The following is a 21,292-nucleotide window of genomic DNA, read 5'->3' as shown; positions in this document are numbered from 1 at the left end:
GAAGGCTCCTTAGAATGCGCTGAGTTCGACGGTGGGCTGGCGGGCGTCGGCGTGCAGCGCGCGTTGCCCCAGGGTCAGGTTCCGGATGCGAACGCCCGGATTGGCCAGTACTTCGCCGATGACGGACGTCAGCTCGTTGGCGAGGCCTTGCACCAGCGCCTCGCTGAACCGCCCCGCGTGATAGACGACGCGGATCGCGAGGCCCTCGGCGCGCGGTTCGGCCAGGAACCAGAAGTCCGTCGCGGCTTCGGTGTCCGCGCCCTGCGGGTCGTGATCCGGCAGCTCGGCGATATGCACTTGTCCCGCATAGCGATCGACGGGGCCGTGCCGCTGGTTCTGCAGCGTCAGGCCGATGTCGAAGAGCGGATTGCGTCCCGCCACGCGTTTGACGTGCAGCGCGTCGAGCAGGCGGTCCAGCGGATACAGCGGGTGCGAGAACGCTTCGAGGGTGGTGTCCCGCACGCGGGCAAGCAGCGTGTCGAACCGGTCGTCGCCCGCGACGCGATCGCGCAGCGCCAGCACGTTCAGGTAGGGGCCGACCTGCGACTCGAGTTCGGGCAGCTCGCGGCCCGCGACCGGCGTGCCGACGACGATGTCCTCCTGGCCGGAACGGCGGTAGAACAGCGCCTTGATCGCGGACAGCAGCGCGATGAACAAGGTCGCGCCGTGGCGCTTGCCGAGCGATTCCAGCGCCGTCGTCTCGGCGGCGGGCAGCTCGAAACGCCAGGATTTCCAGCTCGGCGCGGCCGGCTGCGCGACGTCGCCCGGCAGGTCCAGCGCGCGCAGGCCGCCGCCCAGCTTGGTCAGCCAGTAGTCCTTCATGCGCGCGCCGTCCGGCCCGGCGAGCAGGCGGTTCAGCCAGCCGGCGTAATCCTTGTACTGGATCGGGAGGGCGGGCAGCGGATCGCCGCGACGCTGGACGAATGCGTCGTAGAGCGCCGACAGGTCGTCGAGCAGGACCTCCGTGGACCAGCCGTCGCTCACGATGTGATGCATCGTGCAGATGCAGACGTGACGGACTTCGGAGAGCCTGAGCAGCTTGACGCGGAACAGCGGGCCGGCGGCGAGATCCATCGGCGCGAGCCGTTCGCTCGCCTGGATCGACGCGGCCTGGCCATCGCGGTCCTCGGCCTCCTGCAGATCCACGACCTCGACCGGGAACGCGGCTTCGCCGGGCGGCAGGACTTGCTGGACCGGCTGGTTGTCTTCCAGCACGAAACGCGTGCGCAGGATCTCGTGACGCTCGCTCAACGCGCGGAACGCCCGCACGAGCGCGTCCACGTCCAGCACGCCCTCGAACAGCAGCGACGTGGGCAGCGGGCCGCCGGCTTGCGCCGCATGGAGGCGATCCTGCACCCACAGCCGCGTCTGGGCCGGGGAGAGTGCGTAGCTTGCCTGCGCCGGCAGCGGCGTCACCGGCGCGTAGTCGATCGGCTGCGTATCGGCGATGCGCTTCGCGAGGCTCGAAATGGTGGGGAGTGCGAACAGGCTGCGGATTTCCAGCTTCGCATGCAGGTCGCGACGGATGCGCGCGACGACCTTCGTCGCCAGCAGCGAATTGCCGCCCAGCTCGAAGAAATTGGCGGTCGTGCTGATCCGCGCGTGGCCGAGCACTTCCTGCCAGATGGCCGTCAACTGCGCTTCGAGCGCGTTGACGGGCGCCACGTAGTCCAGGCCGTCGCGGGGTTCGGGCAGTCTGGCGCGATCGAGCTTGCCGTTGGGCAACTGCTCGAACGCGCTCACGACGACGAACGCGGCGGGCACCATGTAATCGGGCAGCCGCTGCCGCAGGTGGCCACGCACCGCGTCGACCAGTTCGGCTTCGGGGTGCGACGAGCACAGCCATGCGACCAGTCTCGCGCCGTCGTCCACGCCGCGCAGCGCCACGACGGCGGCATCGACCAGCGGGTGCGAAGTCAGCGCCGCCTCGATTTCACCGGGTTCGATGCGCAGGCCGCGCAGCTTGATCTGGTGATCGATGCGGCCGAGGAACTCGATGTTGCCGTCGGGCCGGTAGCGCGCGAGATCGCCGGTGCGGTAGAGGCGCGCGAGCGGGTCGGCGGAGAACGGGTCGGCGATGAACTTTTCGGCGCTCAGCTCGGGTTCGCCGTGATAGCCGCGCCCGACCGGTGTGCCGCCGATCAGCAATTCTCCGGGCACGCCGATCGGCGTGGGCTGCATCTGCGCATCGACGATGTAGAGGCGGGTGTTGGCGATCGGCCGGCCGATCGGGACGATGCGGTGCGGATCGTCGCGCCGGCATTCCCACGCGGTCACGTCGACGGCGGCCTCGGTCGGGCCGTAGAGGTTGTACAGCTTGACGTCCAGGCGCTCCAGGCAACGCTGCTGCAGGTCGTGGGGCAACGCCTCGCCGCTGCACACGACGCGGCGCAGCGATGCGCAGTGCGCGTCGAGGTCGGGATGGTCGAGGAACGCACGCAGCATCGACGGCACGAAATGGAGCGTGGTGATGCGTTCGCGCTCGATGAGGTCGACCAGGTAATCGGTCTCGCGCTGGCCGCCGGGGCGGGCGAACACGAGGCGCGCGCCGGTGACGAGCGGCCAGAAGAGTTCCCAGACCGAGACGTCGAAGCTGAACGGGGTCTTCTGCAGCACCGTATCGTCAGCGTCGAGCGCGTAGGCGTGTTGCATCCACAGGATGCGGTTGGTGATCGCGCGATGGGTGTTGAGCGCGCCCTTGGGCCGGCCGGTCGAGCCGGACGTGTAGATCATGTAGGCGAGGTGGTCGCCGTTGAGCGCGGGCGCGGGGTTGGACGTCGCCGCGGCATCGAGGTCGAGCGAGTCGCTATCGACGACGATCACGTGTGCGTCGGTCTCGGGCAGCGCGTCGCGCAGATGCTGCTGGGTGAGGAGCCAGCGCAACTGCGCGTGGTCGATCATGAAGCGCACGCGCTCGGCGGGGTAGTCGGGGTCGACGGGGACGTAAGCGCCGCCGGCCTTGAGGATCGCGAGCAATGCGACGCTCATGTCGAGGGAGCGCTCCATCGCGACGCCGACGAGTGCATCGGGGCCGACGCCGAGCGCGACGAGGTGGTGGGCGAGGCGGTTGGCGCGCAGGTTGAGTTCGGCGTAGGTGAGCGTCTGGTCATCGAAGACGGCGGCGACGGCATCGGGCGTGCGCTCGACCTGCTGTTCGAACAGGCGATGCAGCGGTTGCGCGGCGGCTTCACCGAAATCCGTGTCGGTGCGGTTCCACTCGACGGTCACCCGGTTCCGCTCCGCATCGCTCGTCAACGGCAGCTTGGCAACGGCGGCCGACGCATCGTCCGCGAGATGCGTCAGCAGGGTCCGGTAGATGTCGAGGAAACGCTGCACCGTGCTCGCGTCGAACAGATCGGTGTTGTAGTCGCAATCGATCAGGAGTGCCTGCCCCGCGTCGAGCACGTTGACGTTCAGGTCGAACGCGGTATGGCGGATCAGCGGCGCCACGAGGCCGACCGTCAGGCCGGGCAGTTCGGGCAGCGCCGACACGGGTTCGAGGTTGAAGACCGCCGATACCAGCGGCGCGGCGTTGAGATCGCGCTGTGCGCCGATTTCGCGTACCAGCTCGGCGAACGGATAGTCCTGGTGCTCGAGCGCGTCGAGCAGGTTCTGCCGGGTGCCGGCCAGGAAGCTGCCCACGGTGGCCTGCTCCGGCAGCGTCGAGCGCAGCGGCAGCAGATGCGTGCAGTAGCCGGCGAGGCGGTCGCTGCCGGCCACGGAGCGGCCGGTCACCGGGATGCCGGTGACGATCGCTTGCTGGCCGGCGACGCGGTGCAGGAACAGATTGAAGCCCGCGAGCAGCACCATGTAGAGCGTGCAGCCGTTCTGACGGGCCGCGGTGCGCAGCGTCGCGGCCGCCGCCGCGTCCAGATGCAGCGACACGCGCCCGCCGTGAAACGTCTTCACCGCGGGCCGCGGGTAGTCCACCGGGAGATTCAGCGGGGCCGCCTGGTACGCGCATTGCGCCAGCCAGTACTCGCGATTCGCCTTCATTTCGGGGCTGTGGCGCTGGCCGTCGAGCTGCTTCAGGTACGCGCGAAACTGCAGCGGCGCGTCGGCCGGCGCCGCACCGGCATACGCGCGGGCCAGGTCCTCGAGCAGGACCCCGAACGTCGAGCCGTCACAGATGATGTGATGGGCCGTCATCACCAGCAGGTGACGCTCGCTGCCCAGGCGCACGAGCGCGGCCCGAAAGAGCGGGCCGTTCACGAGATCGAACGGCTGGCGGCTTTCCTGCTCCCGCCATGCGTCCTGCTCCGTGTCGATCAGCGGGATCTCGAGTGTCAGCGACGGATGCACGATCTGGCCCGACCCGTCCGCCATCACCGTGGTGCGCAGCGCCTCGTGCCGATCGACCAGACTCTGGACGGCCGCGCGCATCGTGGCTTCGTCGAGCCGGCCGTTCAGTTCGAGCGTGGTGTTGACGTTGTACGCGAGCGACCCTTCGGGATCGATTTCCGACAGCACCCACAGCTGGCGTTGCGCTTCGCTCAGCGCGGCCACCGTGCCGTGTTTCGAGTGCGGCCGGATGAAGCCGCCCCGGCGCAGGTCGGCGACGCTGTCCTTCACCGCGCGGATGAAGCGGTCGATATCCTCGTCCGTATGCGCGGTGGACAGGAAACAGGTGCGCCATTCCCAGATGTAGATGCCCTTTTCGAGCATGTGATAGAAGAACAGGTCGAGGTTCTCGGTGAATTCGAAGCGGAACATCGAGCCGAACCACGTGACCTTGATCGGCGCCTCGGCTTCCGCGAAGAACGCATTCAACGTGCCGGCGATCTGCGCGGTGCGTTCGTTGAGCGCGGCCTGCAGCGCCGGGCCTTCCTGTTCGATCTTCTCCAGCACGGCCAGTGCGGCCGCCATCGCGAGCGGATACTGGCAGAAGGTGCCGCCGAACGCGGTGCGGTCCGCGGCAGGGAACGAGTGGTCGCCGTAGGTCCACATGCCGCCGTCGATCGCATCCATGAAGCGGCTGGTGCCGGCGATCACACCCAGCGGCAAGCCGCCGCCGATGATCTTGCCGTACGTCGCGAGATCGGCCCTGATCCCGAACATCGCTTGCGAGCCGCCCGGATGGACGCGGAAGCCGGTGATCATTTCGTCGAAGATCAGCGCGACGCCGGCCTCCTCGGTGATGCGGCGCAGTTCCTTCAGGAATGCGACGGGCTGCAGCGACGGGTTGCGGCTCTGCACCGGCTCCACCATCACGGCGGCGAGCGTCGACGCCATCCCGCGAATGGCCTCGAGCGCGGCGTCGCTACCGTAGTCGAGCAGGATCATGTTCTCGACCGAGCCGAACGGCACGCCGGGGGCGATGGTTTCCGTCACGCCGTCCGCGTTCGCCGCGGCGAGCGTGCCGTCGGCATGGCCGTGATACGAATGCGTGAACATCACGATCTTGTCGCGCCCGGTCACGGCACGCGCGAGCCGCATCGCGGTCATGACGGCCTCGGTGCCGGTGTTCGAGAACGCCACGCGATCGAGGCCGGTCACGCGGGCAAAGCGCGCGGCCACTTCGCCGACGAGGCTGGAGCGCGCGCCCAGTTCGAGCGGGCGCTGCCATTCGCGGGTGACCTGGTGCTGGATGAAATCCGGCGTGTGGCCGAACAGATGCACGCCGAAGCCCATCGTGAAATCGATGTACTCGTTGCCGTCGATGTCCCACAGCCGCGAACCGGCCGCGCGATCGCCGACGATCGGATACAGCATCTCCTTGGTCGAAAAGCGGAAGCCGACCGTGGCGCGGCTGTCGGCCAGCACCGGGCGCGACGCCTGCACCGAGTCCTTCGATTTCCGGGTGCGCGTCGTGTAGCGCACGATCAGCGCCTCGAGATGCTCCTGCTGCGCGGCGGACAAGCCGCGCGCCCGCTGCTGGACCGGGCTGCCCCACGGCATCATCGGCTTGGGCGGCGCATTGTCGGCCGCGGGCGCCGCGGCGGCGGCAGGCGCGGGCTTCGCCGCGGGCGCGGCGGCCGGGGCTGCGATCGTCGCTTTGGGTGCAACGCTCGCCGTGCTCGCGACGGCTTGCGCGGCGACCGTCGCCGGCCGGACGCCGGCCTGGCCGGTCAACGACGTGCGCAGCAGTTCCATCTGCTGGCTCATCACATGGGACAGCAGCTGATTCTGCTCCCGCAACACGCGCTCGACCGTGGAGCCGCCTTCGGCCGCTACCCATTCCACCGGGGCGGCGGCGAGCGGCGCAAGCGCCTGCGCGGACGGTGCGGCCGCGTCCGCGACCGCCGCCGTGGACGGCTCTGCCACGGCCACGGACTCGGCCGCGGTCGACGTAGCGGCCGCCGGCAGGTGGTCCGCGACATACTCGGCGAGCGCCTGCACCGTCGCCAGGTCTTCGAAGAAGCGGCGCATGGCCAGCTTCACGCCGTACTCCGCCTCGATGTGCCGGATGGCCTCGATCAGCACGATCGAGTCGGCGCCCATCTCCAGGAAGGGCAGTTCGATGTTGATGGTGTCGGGATCGGCCTGGATCAATTCGCCGATCTTGCCGCGAAGCCATTCGAGCACCTCGCCGCTGCGATGGTGCGTCGGTGCTGCGGCGAGGGGTGATGCGCTTGTCTGAGTCATGGACGTGTCCGCTTTCTGGAACCAGGTACGGCTGCGTTGGAAGGGATAGGACGGCAATGCGATACGCGCGGGCGCGGGTGTTTCGGTCGGGGCCCAGTCGACCTCGACGCCGCGGGCATACAGGCTCGACAGCGTTTCGATCAGCGCTTGCTGCTCGACTTGCGGCCGCTGCAGGGCAAGGAACTGGATCCCGGCGTCCGGCGCACAGCACGCGCGGGCCAGGTTGACGAGCACCGGCTTGGGGCCGATTTCGACCAGCACGTTGAAACCGGCTTCGGCGAGGCGCTCGACGCTGCGCGCGAACTGCACCGGCTCCCGGCAGTGCCGGCGCCAGTACAGGTCGGTGGGCGCGTCGTCCATCACGGCGCCCGTGAGATTCGAATAGAACGGGATCGCCGGACGGGCGACGGGCACGGCTTTCGCCGCGGCCTGGAAGCGGTCCAGCATCGGCTCGAGCAGCGGCGAGTGAAACGCGTGCGACGTATTGAGCGGCACGGACCGGATGTCTTGCGCGGCGAACGCGTCGACCAGCATCGCGATGCGTTCGCGCTTGCCGGAGATCACGATGCTCGCCGGGCCGTTGACGGCCGCTACCGCGACCTCGTGCGGCCACGCTTCGATCGCGCGCTCGACGGTGGCGAGGTCGGTGAAAATCGCCGCCATCTCGCCGTCGCGGGGCAACGCCTGCATCAGCCGGCCGCGTTCGGCGATCAGCCGCAGGCCGTCTTCCGGCGAGAAGACGCCGGCCGCGCACGCCGCCGCGTACTCGCCGACGCTGTGGCCCATCACCGCGTCGGGCACCACGCCGAACGACGCCAGCAACGTGGTGAGCGCGTACTGCAGCGAGAACAGGGCCGGCTGGCTGTAGCCGGTCTGGTGGATGTCCTCGCCCGGGGCCGACAGCACCTCGAGCAACGGCTTGTCGAGCAGCGCATCGGCCACCGCGCGGCAGCGGTCGATGGCGTCGCGGAACACCGGATACGCGTCGTACAGGCGGCGGCCCATGCCGGCGTATTGCGAACCCTGGCCGGTGAACAGGAAGGCCATCTTCACGCGGGGCGCGGGCTGCGTCGTGCCGGCGGGTTCCTTCGCGTGGAAGGCGCGCAGCTTGTCGAGGGCGTCGTCGAGCGACGTCACCGGCCACGCCAGCCGATGCGCGAAATGCGAGCGGCCGGTCGCCGCCGAAAAGGCCACCGCCGCGATGTCGAGACCGGGTTCGGCTTCGAGCCGCCGCTGATAGCGCCCGGCAAGCTCGCGCAACGCCGCAGGGGTCTTGGCCGACAGCACCAGCGGATGCACCTTGTGCGTCGACGGCGTTGCCTGCCGCGCCGGCGCGGGCGCTTCTTCGAGCACCAGATGGGCATTGGTGCCGCTCGCGCCGAACGCGCTGACGCCGGCTCGCCGTGGCCGCTCGCCGCGCGGCCACGCGCTCGCCTCGGCGCAGATCTCGAGGGGCAGCGTGTCCCACTGCACCAGCGGGCTCGGCTCGCGGAAATGCAGGTGGGCGGGCAGGCGGTCGTGGTTCAGCGACAGCACGACCTTGATGACGCCCGCGATGCCGGCGGCGGATTCCGTGTGGCCGATGTTGGTTTTCACCGAGCCGACGCGCAGCCGCCGGCTCGCGTCGCGGCCCGCGCCGAATACCGTCGCCAGCGCCTGCAACTCGACCGGATCGCCCAGCGGGGTGCCGGTGCCGTGCGCTTCCACGTAATCGATGGACGCGGCGGGCAGCCCGCCCAGCGCCTGGCGGATCACGGCTTCCTGCGCCCGTCCGTTCGGCGCGGTAAAGCCGCTCGACGCGCCGTCGTGGTTGACGGCCGAACCCCGCAGCACGGCCAGCACGCGATCGCCGGCGGCGAGCGCGTCGGACAGGCGCCTGAGCACCAGCGCGCCGCAGCCTTCGCTGCGCACGAAGCCGTCCGCGGACGCGTCGAAGGTCTTGCAGCGGCCGTCCGGCGCCAGCGCCCGCGTGCGCGAGACGGCGATGGAGTTGTCCGGCGACAGGATCAGGTTGACGCCGCCCGCGATGGCGAGATCGCACTCGCCGCTGCGCAGGTTCTGGCTGGCGGTATGGATCGCGGTGAGCGACGACGAGCACGCGGTATCGATCGCCATGCTCGGCCCTTGCAGGCCCAGTCCGTAGGAGATGCGGCCGGCCGCCGTGTTCAGCGGATTGCCGGTGAAGAAATAGCCGTCGATGCCGCTGCCGCCGCCGTTGCGAAGCTGCAGGTTCGCGTAATCGTTGGTGGTGATGCCGACGAACACGCCGGTGCGGCTGCCCTTGAGACTGTCGACCGGAATGCCGGCATGCTCCAGCGCTTCGTGACTGACTTCGAGCAACAGGCGCTGCTGAGGGTCCATCGCGTTCGCTTCGCGCGGCGTGATGCGGAAGAACGCCGGATCGAACTGGTCGACGTCGTCGAGAAAACCGCCGAAGCGGCAATACATGCGCCCCGGCTTTTCAGGATCGGGATCGTAGTACGCGTCGACATCCCAGCGCTCGCGCGGCACTTCGGAGATCGCATCCACCCCGTCGTTCAGCAAGTTCCAGTAGGCGTCGAGATCGTGCGCGGCGCCCGGAAACCGGCAACTCATGCCGACGATCGCGATCGGCTCCGGCGTGCCGGCGTCGCGGGACTCGATGGCCGGCGCGATCGGTTGCGGCTGCTGCTGCGGTGGCACGGCCTGTGCCGGCGCCGCATGCGCGTCCGCCGCCGTGCCGGACGCCTGCTCCGCCAGGAAATCCGCGAGGGCGTTGACCGTCGGATGATCGAACAACAGCGCGACCGACAACGGGATGCCCAGCGCATTTTCGAGCTGCGTGCGCACGTCGAGCGCCATCAGCGAATCCATGCCCATCTCGAAGAAGCCGAGATCGCGATCCAGCGTCCCCGCGCCGTAGCCGAGCACCTGGGCCACCGCGCGATCGATGCTGTCCGCCAGCAGGCGCTTGCGCTCGCGCGGCGATGCGTCGCTCAACGCCGGCATCGCAGGCGCGCTTGACGGGCTTTGAGCCACCCGTACGCGGTCGAGGAACGGCCTGGGTCCGCGCGCCTCGTAGGAGCCCTGGAACAACGCCAGGTCGATATCGACGACGCCGACCTGGGGCACGGCGGGGAGCCGATTCAGCACGTCGAGCGCGCGATCCGCCGCCAGCGACCGGATGCCGACCCGCCGCAGCAGCGCTTCCGCCTCGGGGAACGTCATGCCGCCATCCGCCCACGGCCCCCAGTTCACGCTCAGCGCCGGCAGGCCCTGGCTGCGACGATGATGCGCGAGCGCATCAAGGAAGCGGTTCGCGGCGCTGTAGTGCGCCTGCTCGCGCGAACCCCACGCGGACGCGATCGACGAAAACAGGATGAAGAAATCGAGCGGGAAGTGCCCGCTATGCTGATGGAGCAGCCACGCGCCGGCGACCTTCGGTTGCAGCACCGCGTCCAGTTCGTCGCGCCCGACCTGCATGATCGGCTTGTAGCCGACGACGCCGGCCGCGTGCACGATGCCCCGCAGCGGCACGCCGTCGCGCCGGAGCGCGGCGAAGAAAGCGGCGACCGCCGCGGGGTCGGCGATATCGACGCGCTCGCAGCGCAGCGTGACGTTCCGCTCGCGCAGTTCGGCGATCGCCCGCTGGCTCTCGTCGCTCGCGGCCCCTTGCCGGCCGACCAGGATCAGCGTGCGTGCGCCGCGCGCCGCCAGCCACCGGGCGGTGTGCAGCCCGAGTGCGCCGAACCCGCCGGTGATCAGGTAGGCCGCGTCCGGGTCGACCGGCAGCGCGGCGGTTTCGGCTGGCGCGAGCGGGCTCAGGCGCGCGGCATGGCGCGCGCCGTGCCGCAATGCCACCTGTTCCTCGCGGCTCTCGCCGAGCAGCTCGTGGAGCAGCGCCTGCGTCTCGTCTTCCGGCGCGGCCGGGTCGAGATCGATCGCGGTGCCGAACCATTCCGGATGCTCGATCATCGCCCCGCGAGCCAGGCCCGACAGCGCAGCCTGCGCGAGCCCGGATACCTGCGGCGCTGCGCCGGCTTCCACCGCGTCGCGCGTGATTACCGAGATCCTGGGGCGGGTCGACGGCGTCCACTCGCGCTCGCCGCCGACCACCGCATGCACGAGATGCAGCAGCGCCATGGACATGCGCGTCTCGCCGACGGCTTCGTCCAGCGCCCAAAGAAAGACGATGCGCTGGCCGGGGGCGGCGGTCTCGTTCAGCAGGCGGACGAAGTCGTCCGGCCGCTCGGGCGCGACCTGCCAGCCCGCTTCCGCGTCGGCGACAAAGGCGGGGCCGGGGCGCACCAGCGAGCAGGCTGCGCCGTGCGCGCGCAGCAGCGCCGCAAGTCGCTCGCCGGCACCGCTCGCGTCCGCGAAGATCAGCCACGGGGACGCGTCGGCGGCGACCGGTGCCGCCGGCAACGCGGCCTGCGGCTCCCACACCACGTGATAGAGCGGGCTTTCGTTCGACGCGGTGGTTTCGGCGGAGGCGAATGCCGTCCTGAGCAGGTCAGGAAACGCATTCAGCAGGTCCTCGGGGTACTTGCCGGACGACTTGAGGTGCCGCACCGCGGCGTCGATGCTGCCCGCATCCATGCCGACGACGGGCGACGGGATCTTCTCCAGGCTGAAGCGCTGCCGCTCGAACGGGTAGTTCGGCAGCGTCGTGGCGGGCTGGGCGGGCGCCGGGAACAGCGCGCGCCAGTCGAACTGCGCGCCCTGCACGTACAGCGCCGCGAGTGCGTGTTCCAGTGCATCGCCCGCGCAGGGCGGCGGCAGCCAGTCGTCGGCGAGCCCTTCCGGCGGGTGCGGCGCGTCGGCTTGATCCGATGCGCCGGCCAGTTGCAACCAGTACTGCGGGTGTGTCACCTCGTCGGTCACTTCGGCACCGAGACAGCCGGAAATCAGGCGGACCGACGGCCGTGCGAGCGAGATGTCCTGAAGCACAGTGCGCAACGCTTCGGCATCCGAACGGGCGGCCACGACGCGCAGCGCGTCGGCCACGCTCAAGACGCCCGCCACGCAGGCCGCGACATATTCGCCGATACCGTGGCCCGACACGACGGCCGGGCGGATGCCCCAGCCCTTCCACAGTTCCGCCCACGCGAACTGGATCGCGAAGCGGCCCGCGTCGGTATCGATTGCCTCCAGCGGCAGCGCGCAACGCTCGAACGCATCGCGGAACAGCGGTTCCGACGCGTGGAGCGCGCGTGCGGCGCCGGTGTCCGCCGCACCGAACCCGAAGCCCACGCGCAACGCCTTGCCCGAGCGCGCCGCTGCCCCCGACGCTGCCCTCACGCCCGCTACATAGGCCGCGCGAAACGGATAGTGACTCCGTCCGGTGGCGGCTGCGCGGCAGATGGCGGCCAGCTCCTGCGGCGTCGCGCCGTCGATCGCGCGCTCGTAGCGCTGCACGAGCGCCGCCAGCGCCGCTTCGGATCGTGCCGACAGCAGCAGCAGCGCGCGCTGCGCGGCGTGTGCCGGCGCGACGGGCGGCTCCTCGACGATCGCGTGGGCATTGGTGCCGCTGAATCCGAACGCGCTCACCCCGGCGATGCGCCTGCGTTCCCCGCGCTGCCACGCGACCGGATCGGCCGCGACGCGGATCGGGATCTCTTGCCACGGCGTATGCGGATTGGGTCGGGTGAAATGCAGGTGCGCCGGAATCCGGTCGTGCTCGAACGACAGCAGGACCTTGATCAGGCCAGCGATGCCGGAAGCCGACTCCAGATGCCCGATATTGGTCTTGACCGAACCGATCACGAGCGGCTCGTCCGCCGCGCGCCCGGCGCCGTAGACGCCGGCCAGCGCTTCGACCTCGATCGGGTCGCCGAGGGACGTCCCGGTACCGTGGGCCTCGACATAGGAGACGTCGCCGGGCGCGACACCGGCCTGGTTCAGTGCGCGGCGGATCACCCGTTCCTGCGAATCGCGGCTCGGCACGGTCAGCCCGCCGCCCGCGCCGCCCTGGTCGACCGCCGTGCCGCGCACGATGCCGAGCACCCGGTCGCCGTCGGCGAGCGCGTCGGCGAGGCGCTTGAGCACCACCATGCCGCATCCTTCGCCGCGCACGTAGCCGTCCGCCGCCGCGTCGAAGGTCTTGCAGCGGCCGTCCGGCGACAGCATGCGCGCCTGCGAGAAACTGACCATGACCTCGGGCGACAGCATCAGGTTGACGCCGCCCGCGAGCGCCATGCCGGTTTCGCGCGAGCGCAGGCTTTCGCAGGCCAGGTGCAGGCACACCAGCGACGACGAGCAGGCGGTGTCGATCGCCATGCTCGGGCCGGTGAGGCCCAGCACGAACGACAGCCGGCCCGCGGCCATGTTCAGCGCGCTGCCCGTGCCCGCGTAGCTGCTCGACGGCATCGCCGCGTTGGACACTTGGATCGCGTGGTCGAAGCAGGTGATGCCGACATACACGCCCGTGGCGGACTGGCGGAAGCGCTCGGGCGCGAGATGGGCGTTCTCGAGCGCCTCCCACGCCACTTCGAGCAGGAGCCGTTGTTGCGGATCGAGGTAGGTCGCTTCGCGCGGCGCGATCCCGAAGAACGCCGCATCGAATTGATCCACGCGTTCGAGAAAGGCGCCGTGGCGGGTCGCCATCTTGCCGGGCGCGGACGGATCGGGGTCGTAGTAGCGATCGATGTCCCAGCGTTCGCCCGGCACTTCGGTGACGGCATCGCGCGCGCCGTCGAGCAGTTGCCAGAACGCGTCCGGCGTATCGCTGCGGCCGGGGAAGCGGCAAGCCATGCCGATGACGGCGATCGGCTCGTTGCGGTCCGAACGCAGCGCCGCGATTTCCGCGCGCCGCAGGCGCAATTCGTCGAGCGCGGCTTTCAGTGCATGCGTGGCCTTGGCGTTCATTGGGCGCCGATCTCCTGGGCGATCAGTTCGGAAAGGTCGTCCTCGTCGAGGTCGTCGGATGCTTCGTCGACGACCGGCGCGGGGAGCGACGGCGACAGTTCGTTGAGCACGTACTGGGCGAGCGCCCGCAGGTTCGGATAGGAAAAGAACAGCGTCGCGCGAAACGGCCTGCCGAACACCTTGGTGAGGCGATCGGTCAGTTCGAGCGCGACCAGCGAATCCAGGCCGAGATCGAGCAGCGATTGCTCGGGCGCGATGGCATCGGGGCCGGACAGACGCAAGGTCTCGGCGAGCATCGCCGCGAGCGTGCCGGTGACGCGCTCGACCCGCTCGCGCGGCGCGCATGCATGCAGCTGGCGCAGCAACGCCGTGTCCTGCTGCACGGGCTGCGCGGCCGGTTGCGCCAGCTCGGAAAACAGCGCGGACCCGGCAGCCGGCGCATCGACCCGGAATAGGGTCGGCCAGTCGATTTGCGCGACCCCGGACTGGGCGACGCCGGACGCCATCAGCCGTTCCAGCGTCGCGATGGCCAGCTCGGGCGGCAGCGTGCCGACGCCGAGCGCGCCGAGTTGTTCGTGCGCGCGGCGTCCGTAGTCGGTGGCGGCGTGGCCGATCTCCGCCCACGGCCCCCAATTGACGCTGAGCCCCGGTTGCCCCTGTGCGCGCCGATGCTGTGCGAGGGCGTCGAGGAAGCTGTTCGCCGCCGCGTAGTTGCCTTGGCCCGGCATGGTGATCAGCGCGGCCATCGACGAGAACAGCACGAAATGGTCGAGCGGCAAGCCGGCCGTCAGCTCGTGCAGATACCAGGCGCCGTCGGCCTTGCCGCTGCCGGCGCGATGGAAGAGGTCGTCGTCCTGGCGTATCAGCAGCGCATCGTCGAGCGCGCCGGCGAGGTGAAAGACCCCTTTGAGCGGCGGCATCGACTGCGCGATTTCACCGAGCGCCTGCTCGACGTCCTCGCGACGCGACAGGTCGGCGCGAATGAACCGCGCGTCGAGCGTGCGCAGGATTTTCTCGTGCGCGGCGGATGGTTCGCCGCGCCCCAGCAGCGCGATTTTCCCGGCGCCGTGGTCGGCGAGCCAGGACGCGAGCCGCAGGCCGAGCCCGCCGAGCCCGCCGGTCACGAGATACGTCGCGTCATCGTGGAACCGGATCGGCCGGTGGCTGACGAATTCGCGATTGTCGCGGGCGATGCGCGCGACGTAGCGCTGGTCGCGGCGAAACGCGATCAGGTCTTCCCGGCCGCCCGCCTGTACCGCTTGCACGATGTGCGCTGCCGACGGCTGCGCGGGATCGAGGTCGACGAGCCCGCCCCACAGCGCCGCATGCTCGACCGCGATCGCCCGACCCAATCCCCATAGCGGGGCCTGCGCCACCGCGATCGATTCGCCATCCAGAACATTCATCGCGCCCGACGTCACCAGCCACAGACGCGCCTGCCGGGCCGACGGCGCGCGTGACGCAAGCGCCCTGACCAGGTGCAGCACGCTCGCGCTGGCACGCCGCCTCGCCGCGATGTCGGCGGGCGCGAGATCGAGACTCCACAGGTGGATGACGCCCTTCAGCGGGCGATCGGGCGCGGGCAGGTCCGGCGTCGCGTCGGCGAAGCGCAGCGTGCACGTATCGCCTGCGCTTTCCAGCAGCGCCGACAGTTGCGCGCCCACGCCGCCACGGTCCGCGAGAATCAGCCATTCGCCGTGCGCCGAACCGCCGGTGGCCGCGTCGACGTTCGACGGTCTCCAGACGCGTTGATAAAGCAGCGCGGCGAAGTCGTGCCGCTCGGCGGCGCGGCCCGCGCGCACCTGCTGCAACCGCAGCGCATCGATCTCGATCAGCAGTCGCCCGGCGAGGTCATGGACGCGGATGTCGCCCTCCAGCGCACCGTGCCCGACCGGCTTGCGCAGCGTGGCGTGACTCCATGCGTCGGCCGACGACGGCGGCTGATGAATCCGCACCGCACCGATCGAACTGGGCAGGTACAGGTCGCCGGCCTCCAGCGCGTCCGGGTCGATGGCGGCGGCGAGCACGCGGCTGCACGCGTCGAGAAAGGCGGGGTGGATCTGATAGGGCGACGACGCCAGCGCGTCGGCCGGCAGGCTGATTTTCCCCAGCGCCTCGCCGGTCGTGCGCCAGATCTGCCGGATCGCGTCGAACACGCCGTCGATCTGCACGCCGTGCTGCCGGATTTCGCCGTTGAAGTCCGCGCCCGACGTCGTGTCCGGGCAGCGAGCCTGCACCTGGGCGGCATCGAATCGCATCGGCGCGGCGGCTTGCCTCGGAGCGCACATCTCCCGCAGTCGGCGCAACTGCGGAAGATTGCCGAGGATCCGCTCGACCGGCGGACCGAAATCGAGCAGGCAGGCCACTTCGTCCACGCCGATCGACGCGAGATCCCGCACCAAGCCGACGCAGGTTTCCGGCGTGCCGATGAGCCCGCGCGATTGCGCGAAGCGTTCATAGAGAAACTCGACGAACTCGTCCAGTTCGCGTGCGCCCATCGCGCGCACGTCGACCGACTGGCCGCGACTCTGCGCCAGCCCGTTCAACAGCCCGATATTGCTGCGGATGTAGTTGCAGAACGGCACACGCGCCTGTTCGCGCGCCTGCGCCGCATCGTCGCCGACGAACGTGTGCAGCATCACGGACACGGTGCCGGCCGCCGGATCGAAGCCGTGCTTCGCGCGCGCGTCGCGGTAGAGGGCGATCTTGTGCGCGAGCTGGTCGCGATCCTGGTCGAGCACGTGGGTCAGCAGGTTGGCGCCCGCTTCGCCGGCGCGCACGAACGTCTGCGGATTGCTCGCGGCGGTCACCCACACGGGCAGCTCCGGCTGCACCGGCGTCGGATAGATGCGCAACTGCACCGGCTTGCCGACGCCGTTCGTCGCATCCAGCATGCCGCCGCGCCAAAGATGCTGGACCGTGCGTATCGTCGCCAGCATGTCGTCCTGCCGGCTCGCATATTTGTCCGGGGCGAACACGAAGTCGTCAGGATTCCATCCGGACGCGAACGACACGCCCACGCGGCCGTTCGACAGGTTGTCCACCATCGACCATTCTTCCGCGATCCGGATCGGGTTGTGCAGCGCGGCGACCACGCTGCCCGCGACCAGCTTCACGCGTTGGGTGGCCGCCGCGAGCGCGGCGTGCAGGACGGCGGGATTCGGGTACAGCGAGCCGAATTCGGTGAAATGGCGCTCCGGCACCCAGACGCTGGAGAACCCGTTCGCATCGGCGAAACGCGCGCTTTCCATCACGAGCTGGTACTTGTTGCCGGACAACGCCTCTTCACTGCTGGCGAAGAACATCAGGCCGAATTTCATGCGTGGCTCCGATCCGATTCGTGAATTTCGGCACTCGCGCACATCTGCCATGTCGCGGCGGCGCGGGTGTCGTCGATCCGGTGATAGACGGCAAACGAAAACGGTCCCCAGGACCGGCGGCTCAGCACGGTCTGCACGGTGCGCGATGCATGCGGATGCAGCGGCAACGGCGCATGCAGCGCGAGATCCTTCAACGTCGTATGGCCGGCAGCACCGATTTCCGACGTGGCCGACAGCGCCATTTCCACGAAGGCCGAATAGGGCAAGACGGGCGAGCCCTTGACGCGATGACCGTCGAGAAAGGTGGTGGCCGGCGCATCGAGACGCGATTGCCAGATCCACGTGGCCGGCGCATGCGCGTGCTGCTCCATGAGGCGCCCGAGCAACGGATGCCGGGGCGCACGTGGCGTGATCCAGAAGCCGCGACGCTCGAACGGGTAGGTCGGCAAGGCGAGCCGGCGGTGCGGTGCGCCCTGCTCCACGGCATCCCAGTTAATCGACGCGCCGCGTACGTACAGCGCGGCGAGCGTGTGCAGGATCGCGTCCCACGCGGCCGTGTGCGCGCCGATGTCGATCACGACGTGGTTTCCCGCCGCACCGCCGTCCGGCGTCTGCGGCACGTCCGCCCACGAGGCTGCGGCGCGATGCCCGTCGCCGGTGCTGCTGACGGCGTCCGGCGTGATGCCGAACGACATCCACAGTTGCGCGAGCGCGCGCTGGAACGCCGCGAACCCGGCTTCGGCGGGGGCGAGCCCGGGCGCCTCGGATTGCCGCTGCATCAGCGCACCGAAAGCGGGGCAGGCCGAGCGCAATTGCCGAACCGCGTCGGCGCTGCCGCCGTCGTCGGCGCAAAAGTGGAATGTCACCGCAGGCGGTGTTTCCGCAGGCTCGCCGGACGAAACGGCGCCAAGTTGCGAACGCAACGAATCGAGACTCGATGCGACGATGGCCGCGCGCCGCGTGAAGTGAGTGCGCCCGGTATTGACCGAGAATGCGACATCCCGAACACGGGCCTCGGGATGGGCGTCGAGGTAGGCCGCATAGGACGCGGCCAGCGCGTGCAACGCTTCCGGCGTGCGCGCGGAGAGCGTCACGACGCGCGCCTCGGGCGTTGCCGGGTCGGCTTCGATCTCCGCGGGCCGGGGCGCTTCGGACAGGATCAGGTGCGCGTTGGTGCCGCCGAAGCCGAACGAACTGATGCCGGCCACGCGCGGCCCGTGTTCCGAATGCCACGGCGTGACCTGCTGCGGCATGCGGAAGGGCGAGCCGTCGAGCGCGATTTGCGGATTGATCGACCGGAAATGGAGGTTCGGCGGAATGGCGCGATGGTGTAGCGCAAGGGCGGTCTTGATCAGGCTGGCGATGCCCGCCGCCGATTCCAGGTGGCCGATGTTGGTCTTGACCGAGCCGATCCAGCAGTGCTCGTCCGGCCGGCGGGATTCGTTCAGGACGGCCGCCAGCGCGTTCAATTCGATCGGGTCGCCGAGCGGCGTGCCCGTCCCGTGCGCCTCGACGAAGCCGATGTCCTGCGCGCGTACGCCGGCATCGCGCAGCGCACTGTGAATCACGGCCTGTTGGGCCGGGCCATTGGGCGCGGTCAGGCCATGGCTGCGTCCATCCTGGTTCACCGCGGAGCCGCGGATCACGGCGAACACGGTGTCGCCGTTCGCGAGCGCATCGTCGAGCCGCTTGAGCAGCACCATGCCCACGCCTTCGCCGCGCACATAGCCGTTCGCTGTCGCATCGAACGCCTTGCATCGACCATCCGGCGACAGCATGCCAGCTTGCGTGAAAGAGGCGCTCAATTGCGGCGCCAGAATCAGGTTGACCCCGCCGGCCAGCGCCGCATCGGACTCGCCGCGCTGCAGCGCGCGGCACGCCTGATGCACGGCGACGAGCGACGACGAACACGCGGTATCGACCGCCCAGCTCGGGCCGCGCAAATCGAGCGCATAGGAAATGCGGTTGGCGGCGACGCTGAGCGCATTGCCCGTCGCGACGTAAGGGCCGACGTCCGCGACTTCGTCCTGCGCCAGCCGGATGTAGTCCGAATTGCTGATGCCGACGATGACCGCGGTGCGGCCGCCGGCGAGACTGCCGGGTGCGACCCCCGCATGCTCGAGCGTCTCCCAGGCCACCTCCAGCAGCAGACGCTGTTGCGGATCCATCGATTCGGCTTCGCGGGCGCTGATGCCGAAGAATGCCGCATCGAACTGATCGACCTGTTCCAGCAGTCCGGCGGGCGGAAGGTCGGCGCCGCGCTGCGTCGACGCGCCGACCGCGTCCCGGCCCTCCAGCAGCAGCTGCCAGAATGCGTCGGGATTGCCGGCGCCGGGGAAACGGCATCCCATGCCGACGATCGCGATATCCGCGCGTGCCGCGGCCGGGCTGGGCGCCTGGTTCGGCATGGCGTTCCCGGTGCCGCTCAAATGGCGCGCCAGCAGTGAAATACTCGGAAAATCGTAGACGACGGTCGGGGAAACCGGCCGCCCGAGCCAGTCCTGCAACTCGCCCGAGAGCTGGATGGCGTCCTTCGAATCGAGCCCGTGGATGCTGAACGGCGCATTGGGGTCGATCTTGCCGGCATCGATTCCCGACAGACGCGAGACACGCTCGACGCACCATTGCACCAGCGCTTGCGTGTCGCGTGGCGTGGCCGTCTGCGGGGCGGCCGGCGGCGCGGAGAACGCACGCCGCCACTCGCCCGCGATCGCGAGCCCCTGTTCATCGATGAATGCCTGCCTGATCCGGCTCCGCTGGATTTTGCCGCTGGACGTGCGCAGGATCGTGGCGGGCTTCAACAGGACAGCCGCATACAGATCGACGTCATGCACTTCGGCGAGCGTGCGCCGGATCTCCGCGGCTACGGCTTCCGCGTCCAGCGTGTTGAGCGCTTCCCGGCGCACTTCACAGGCGACGACGATCCGCTCCACGTTATCCACGTTGATCGAGAAAGCCGCCGATGCGTTCGGCGCCAGCGCGGGGTGGCTTCCCTCCGCGGTTTGTTCGAGATCCTGCGGGTAGTGATTGCGGCCGGCGACGATGATCAGGTCTTTCAAACGGCCGGTGACGAACAGGTCCTCGCCATCAACGAAACCGAGATCGCCCGTGCGCAGGTAACGCGCGTCGTCGCCATCCAGCTTCGCGCGGAAGGTGCGTTCAGTTTCCTCGATACGGTTCCAGTAGCCGACGCCGACGCTCGGGCCCGTCAGCCAGATCTCGCCGATCCGGCCGGGCGCGCAGCGCTCACCGGTATCCGGATTCACGATCCGCAGGCGGTGCTCCGCCCAGGTCCGACCGCATGAGACCAGCGCGTGGCGCTTGCCGGAGTCGCTTCTCGTCGCCACGCCTCGTCCGAGGCCGTCGGCGTCGTAGTCCGCCACGCGCGGCAGCGAGCGTGCCGGCTGACCGGAGATGAACAACGTCGCCTCGGCCATCCCGTAGACCGGGCGCATGGTGTGCGCGTGGAAGCCGCATGCGGCGAAGGCGCGCGAAAACCGCGCCACCGACTCCGCGCGCACCGGTTCCGCGCCGTTGAATGCCACCCGCCAGCTGCTCAGATCGAGTTGCGCGCGCGCTTCATCGGAGACTTTGCGCGCGCACAGGTCATACGCGAAATCCGGCGCGGCGCAATGCGTGCCGCGATACTTCGTGATGGCCTGCAGCCAGCGGATGGGCTTCTGCACGAACGCCGCGGGCGCCATCAGCACCGACAGCACGCCGAGATAGATCGGCAGCAGCACCTTCCCGAAGAACCCCATGTCGTGAAACACCGGGAGCCAGCTGACGAACACCGTCGACGCATCGGCATCGCTCGCCTCGGCGATGACCGCCATGTTGCTCAGGATGTTCGCATGACTGATCATCACGCCCTTCGGCGTACCGGTGGAACCTGACGTGTATTGCAGAAGCGCCAGCGTCTGCGGCGTGATGTCCGGTGCGCGCCAGTGTTCGGCCGGTGCGTCGAAGCGCTGGTCCGTCGCGAGGATCTTCAGTTCCAGCGTGTCGGAATAGCCGTCCGCGTGATGCGCGATGCCGTCGAGCGTGGCCGCATCGGTCAGCGCGACGACCGGCCCGGCGTCGGCGACGATGGCCTTGAGACGATCGGCGGGGCGGTGCCTGCGCGGTGGATACGCCGGTACGCCGATCAGGCCGGCGTACAGGCATCCCACCCACGCGCAGATGAATTCCAGACCGGGCGGATAAACCAGCAGGACGCGATCGCCCGGTTGTGCGATGTCCTGCAGCCTGGCGGCGATGCCGCGCGCCCGCTTGTCGAGGTCGCCGAACGTGAGCCGGGTCAGTTCCGCTTCGCCGTTCTCGAGAAAAATGAATGCGGTCTTCTCCGGTTCGACCTTGCCGCGAAACAACAGAATTTCTGTAACAGTCCTGAATTTTGTATCGGGAAGCATGCTCAACCTTCGTTGTCTTCTAAACGTTGAATATCTCAGGACCGGTCGTGGCGATCCCGCCAAGCGTGCTTCATCGGACGGTATTGAAATTAGAGCATCGCTCTAATCCGACGTCTGCCCCGTAATCCA

Annotated in this window: 3 protein-coding genes; all 3 read right to left on the bottom strand. The window is 69.3% G+C overall.

All coding sequences use genetic code 11. From position 1 onward, the window contains the following. Positions 1 to 9: 9 nt before the first annotated feature. Genes CFB43_RS36455 through CFB43_RS36445 form a run of 3 tightly spaced genes read right to left on the bottom strand, consistent with a single transcriptional unit; the run spans position 10 to position 21,163 of the window. Positions 10 to 13,431 (bottom strand): hybrid non-ribosomal peptide synthetase/type I polyketide synthase, encoded by a 13,422-nt coding sequence (locus CFB43_RS36455; RefSeq protein WP_089498886.1) that lies wholly within the window; start codon positions 13,429 to 13,431, stop codon positions 10 to 12. Beyond that, positions 13,428 to 16,751 (bottom strand): bifunctional LLM class flavin-dependent oxidoreductase/SDR family oxidoreductase, encoded by a 3,324-nt coding sequence (locus CFB43_RS36450; protein WP_089498885.1) that lies wholly within the window; start codon positions 16,749 to 16,751, stop codon positions 13,428 to 13,430. Before CFB43_RS36450 ends, CFB43_RS36455 begins: the two co-directional genes overlap by 4 nt. Continuing rightward, positions 16,748 to 21,163: a beta-ketoacyl synthase N-terminal-like domain-containing protein gene (locus CFB43_RS36445; protein WP_089498884.1), complete on the bottom strand. Its 4,416-nt coding sequence runs from the start codon at positions 21,161 to 21,163 to the stop codon at positions 16,748 to 16,750. The genes CFB43_RS36450 and CFB43_RS36445 overlap by 4 nt, the downstream gene beginning before the upstream one ends. Between the last annotated feature and the right edge of the window lie 129 nt (positions 21,164 to 21,292).

The organism is Burkholderia sp. AU15512, from assembly GCF_002223325.1.
Lineage (GTDB): Bacteria > Pseudomonadota > Gammaproteobacteria > Burkholderiales > Burkholderiaceae > Burkholderia.
This window is presented reverse-complemented; position numbering and strand designations above follow the sequence as displayed.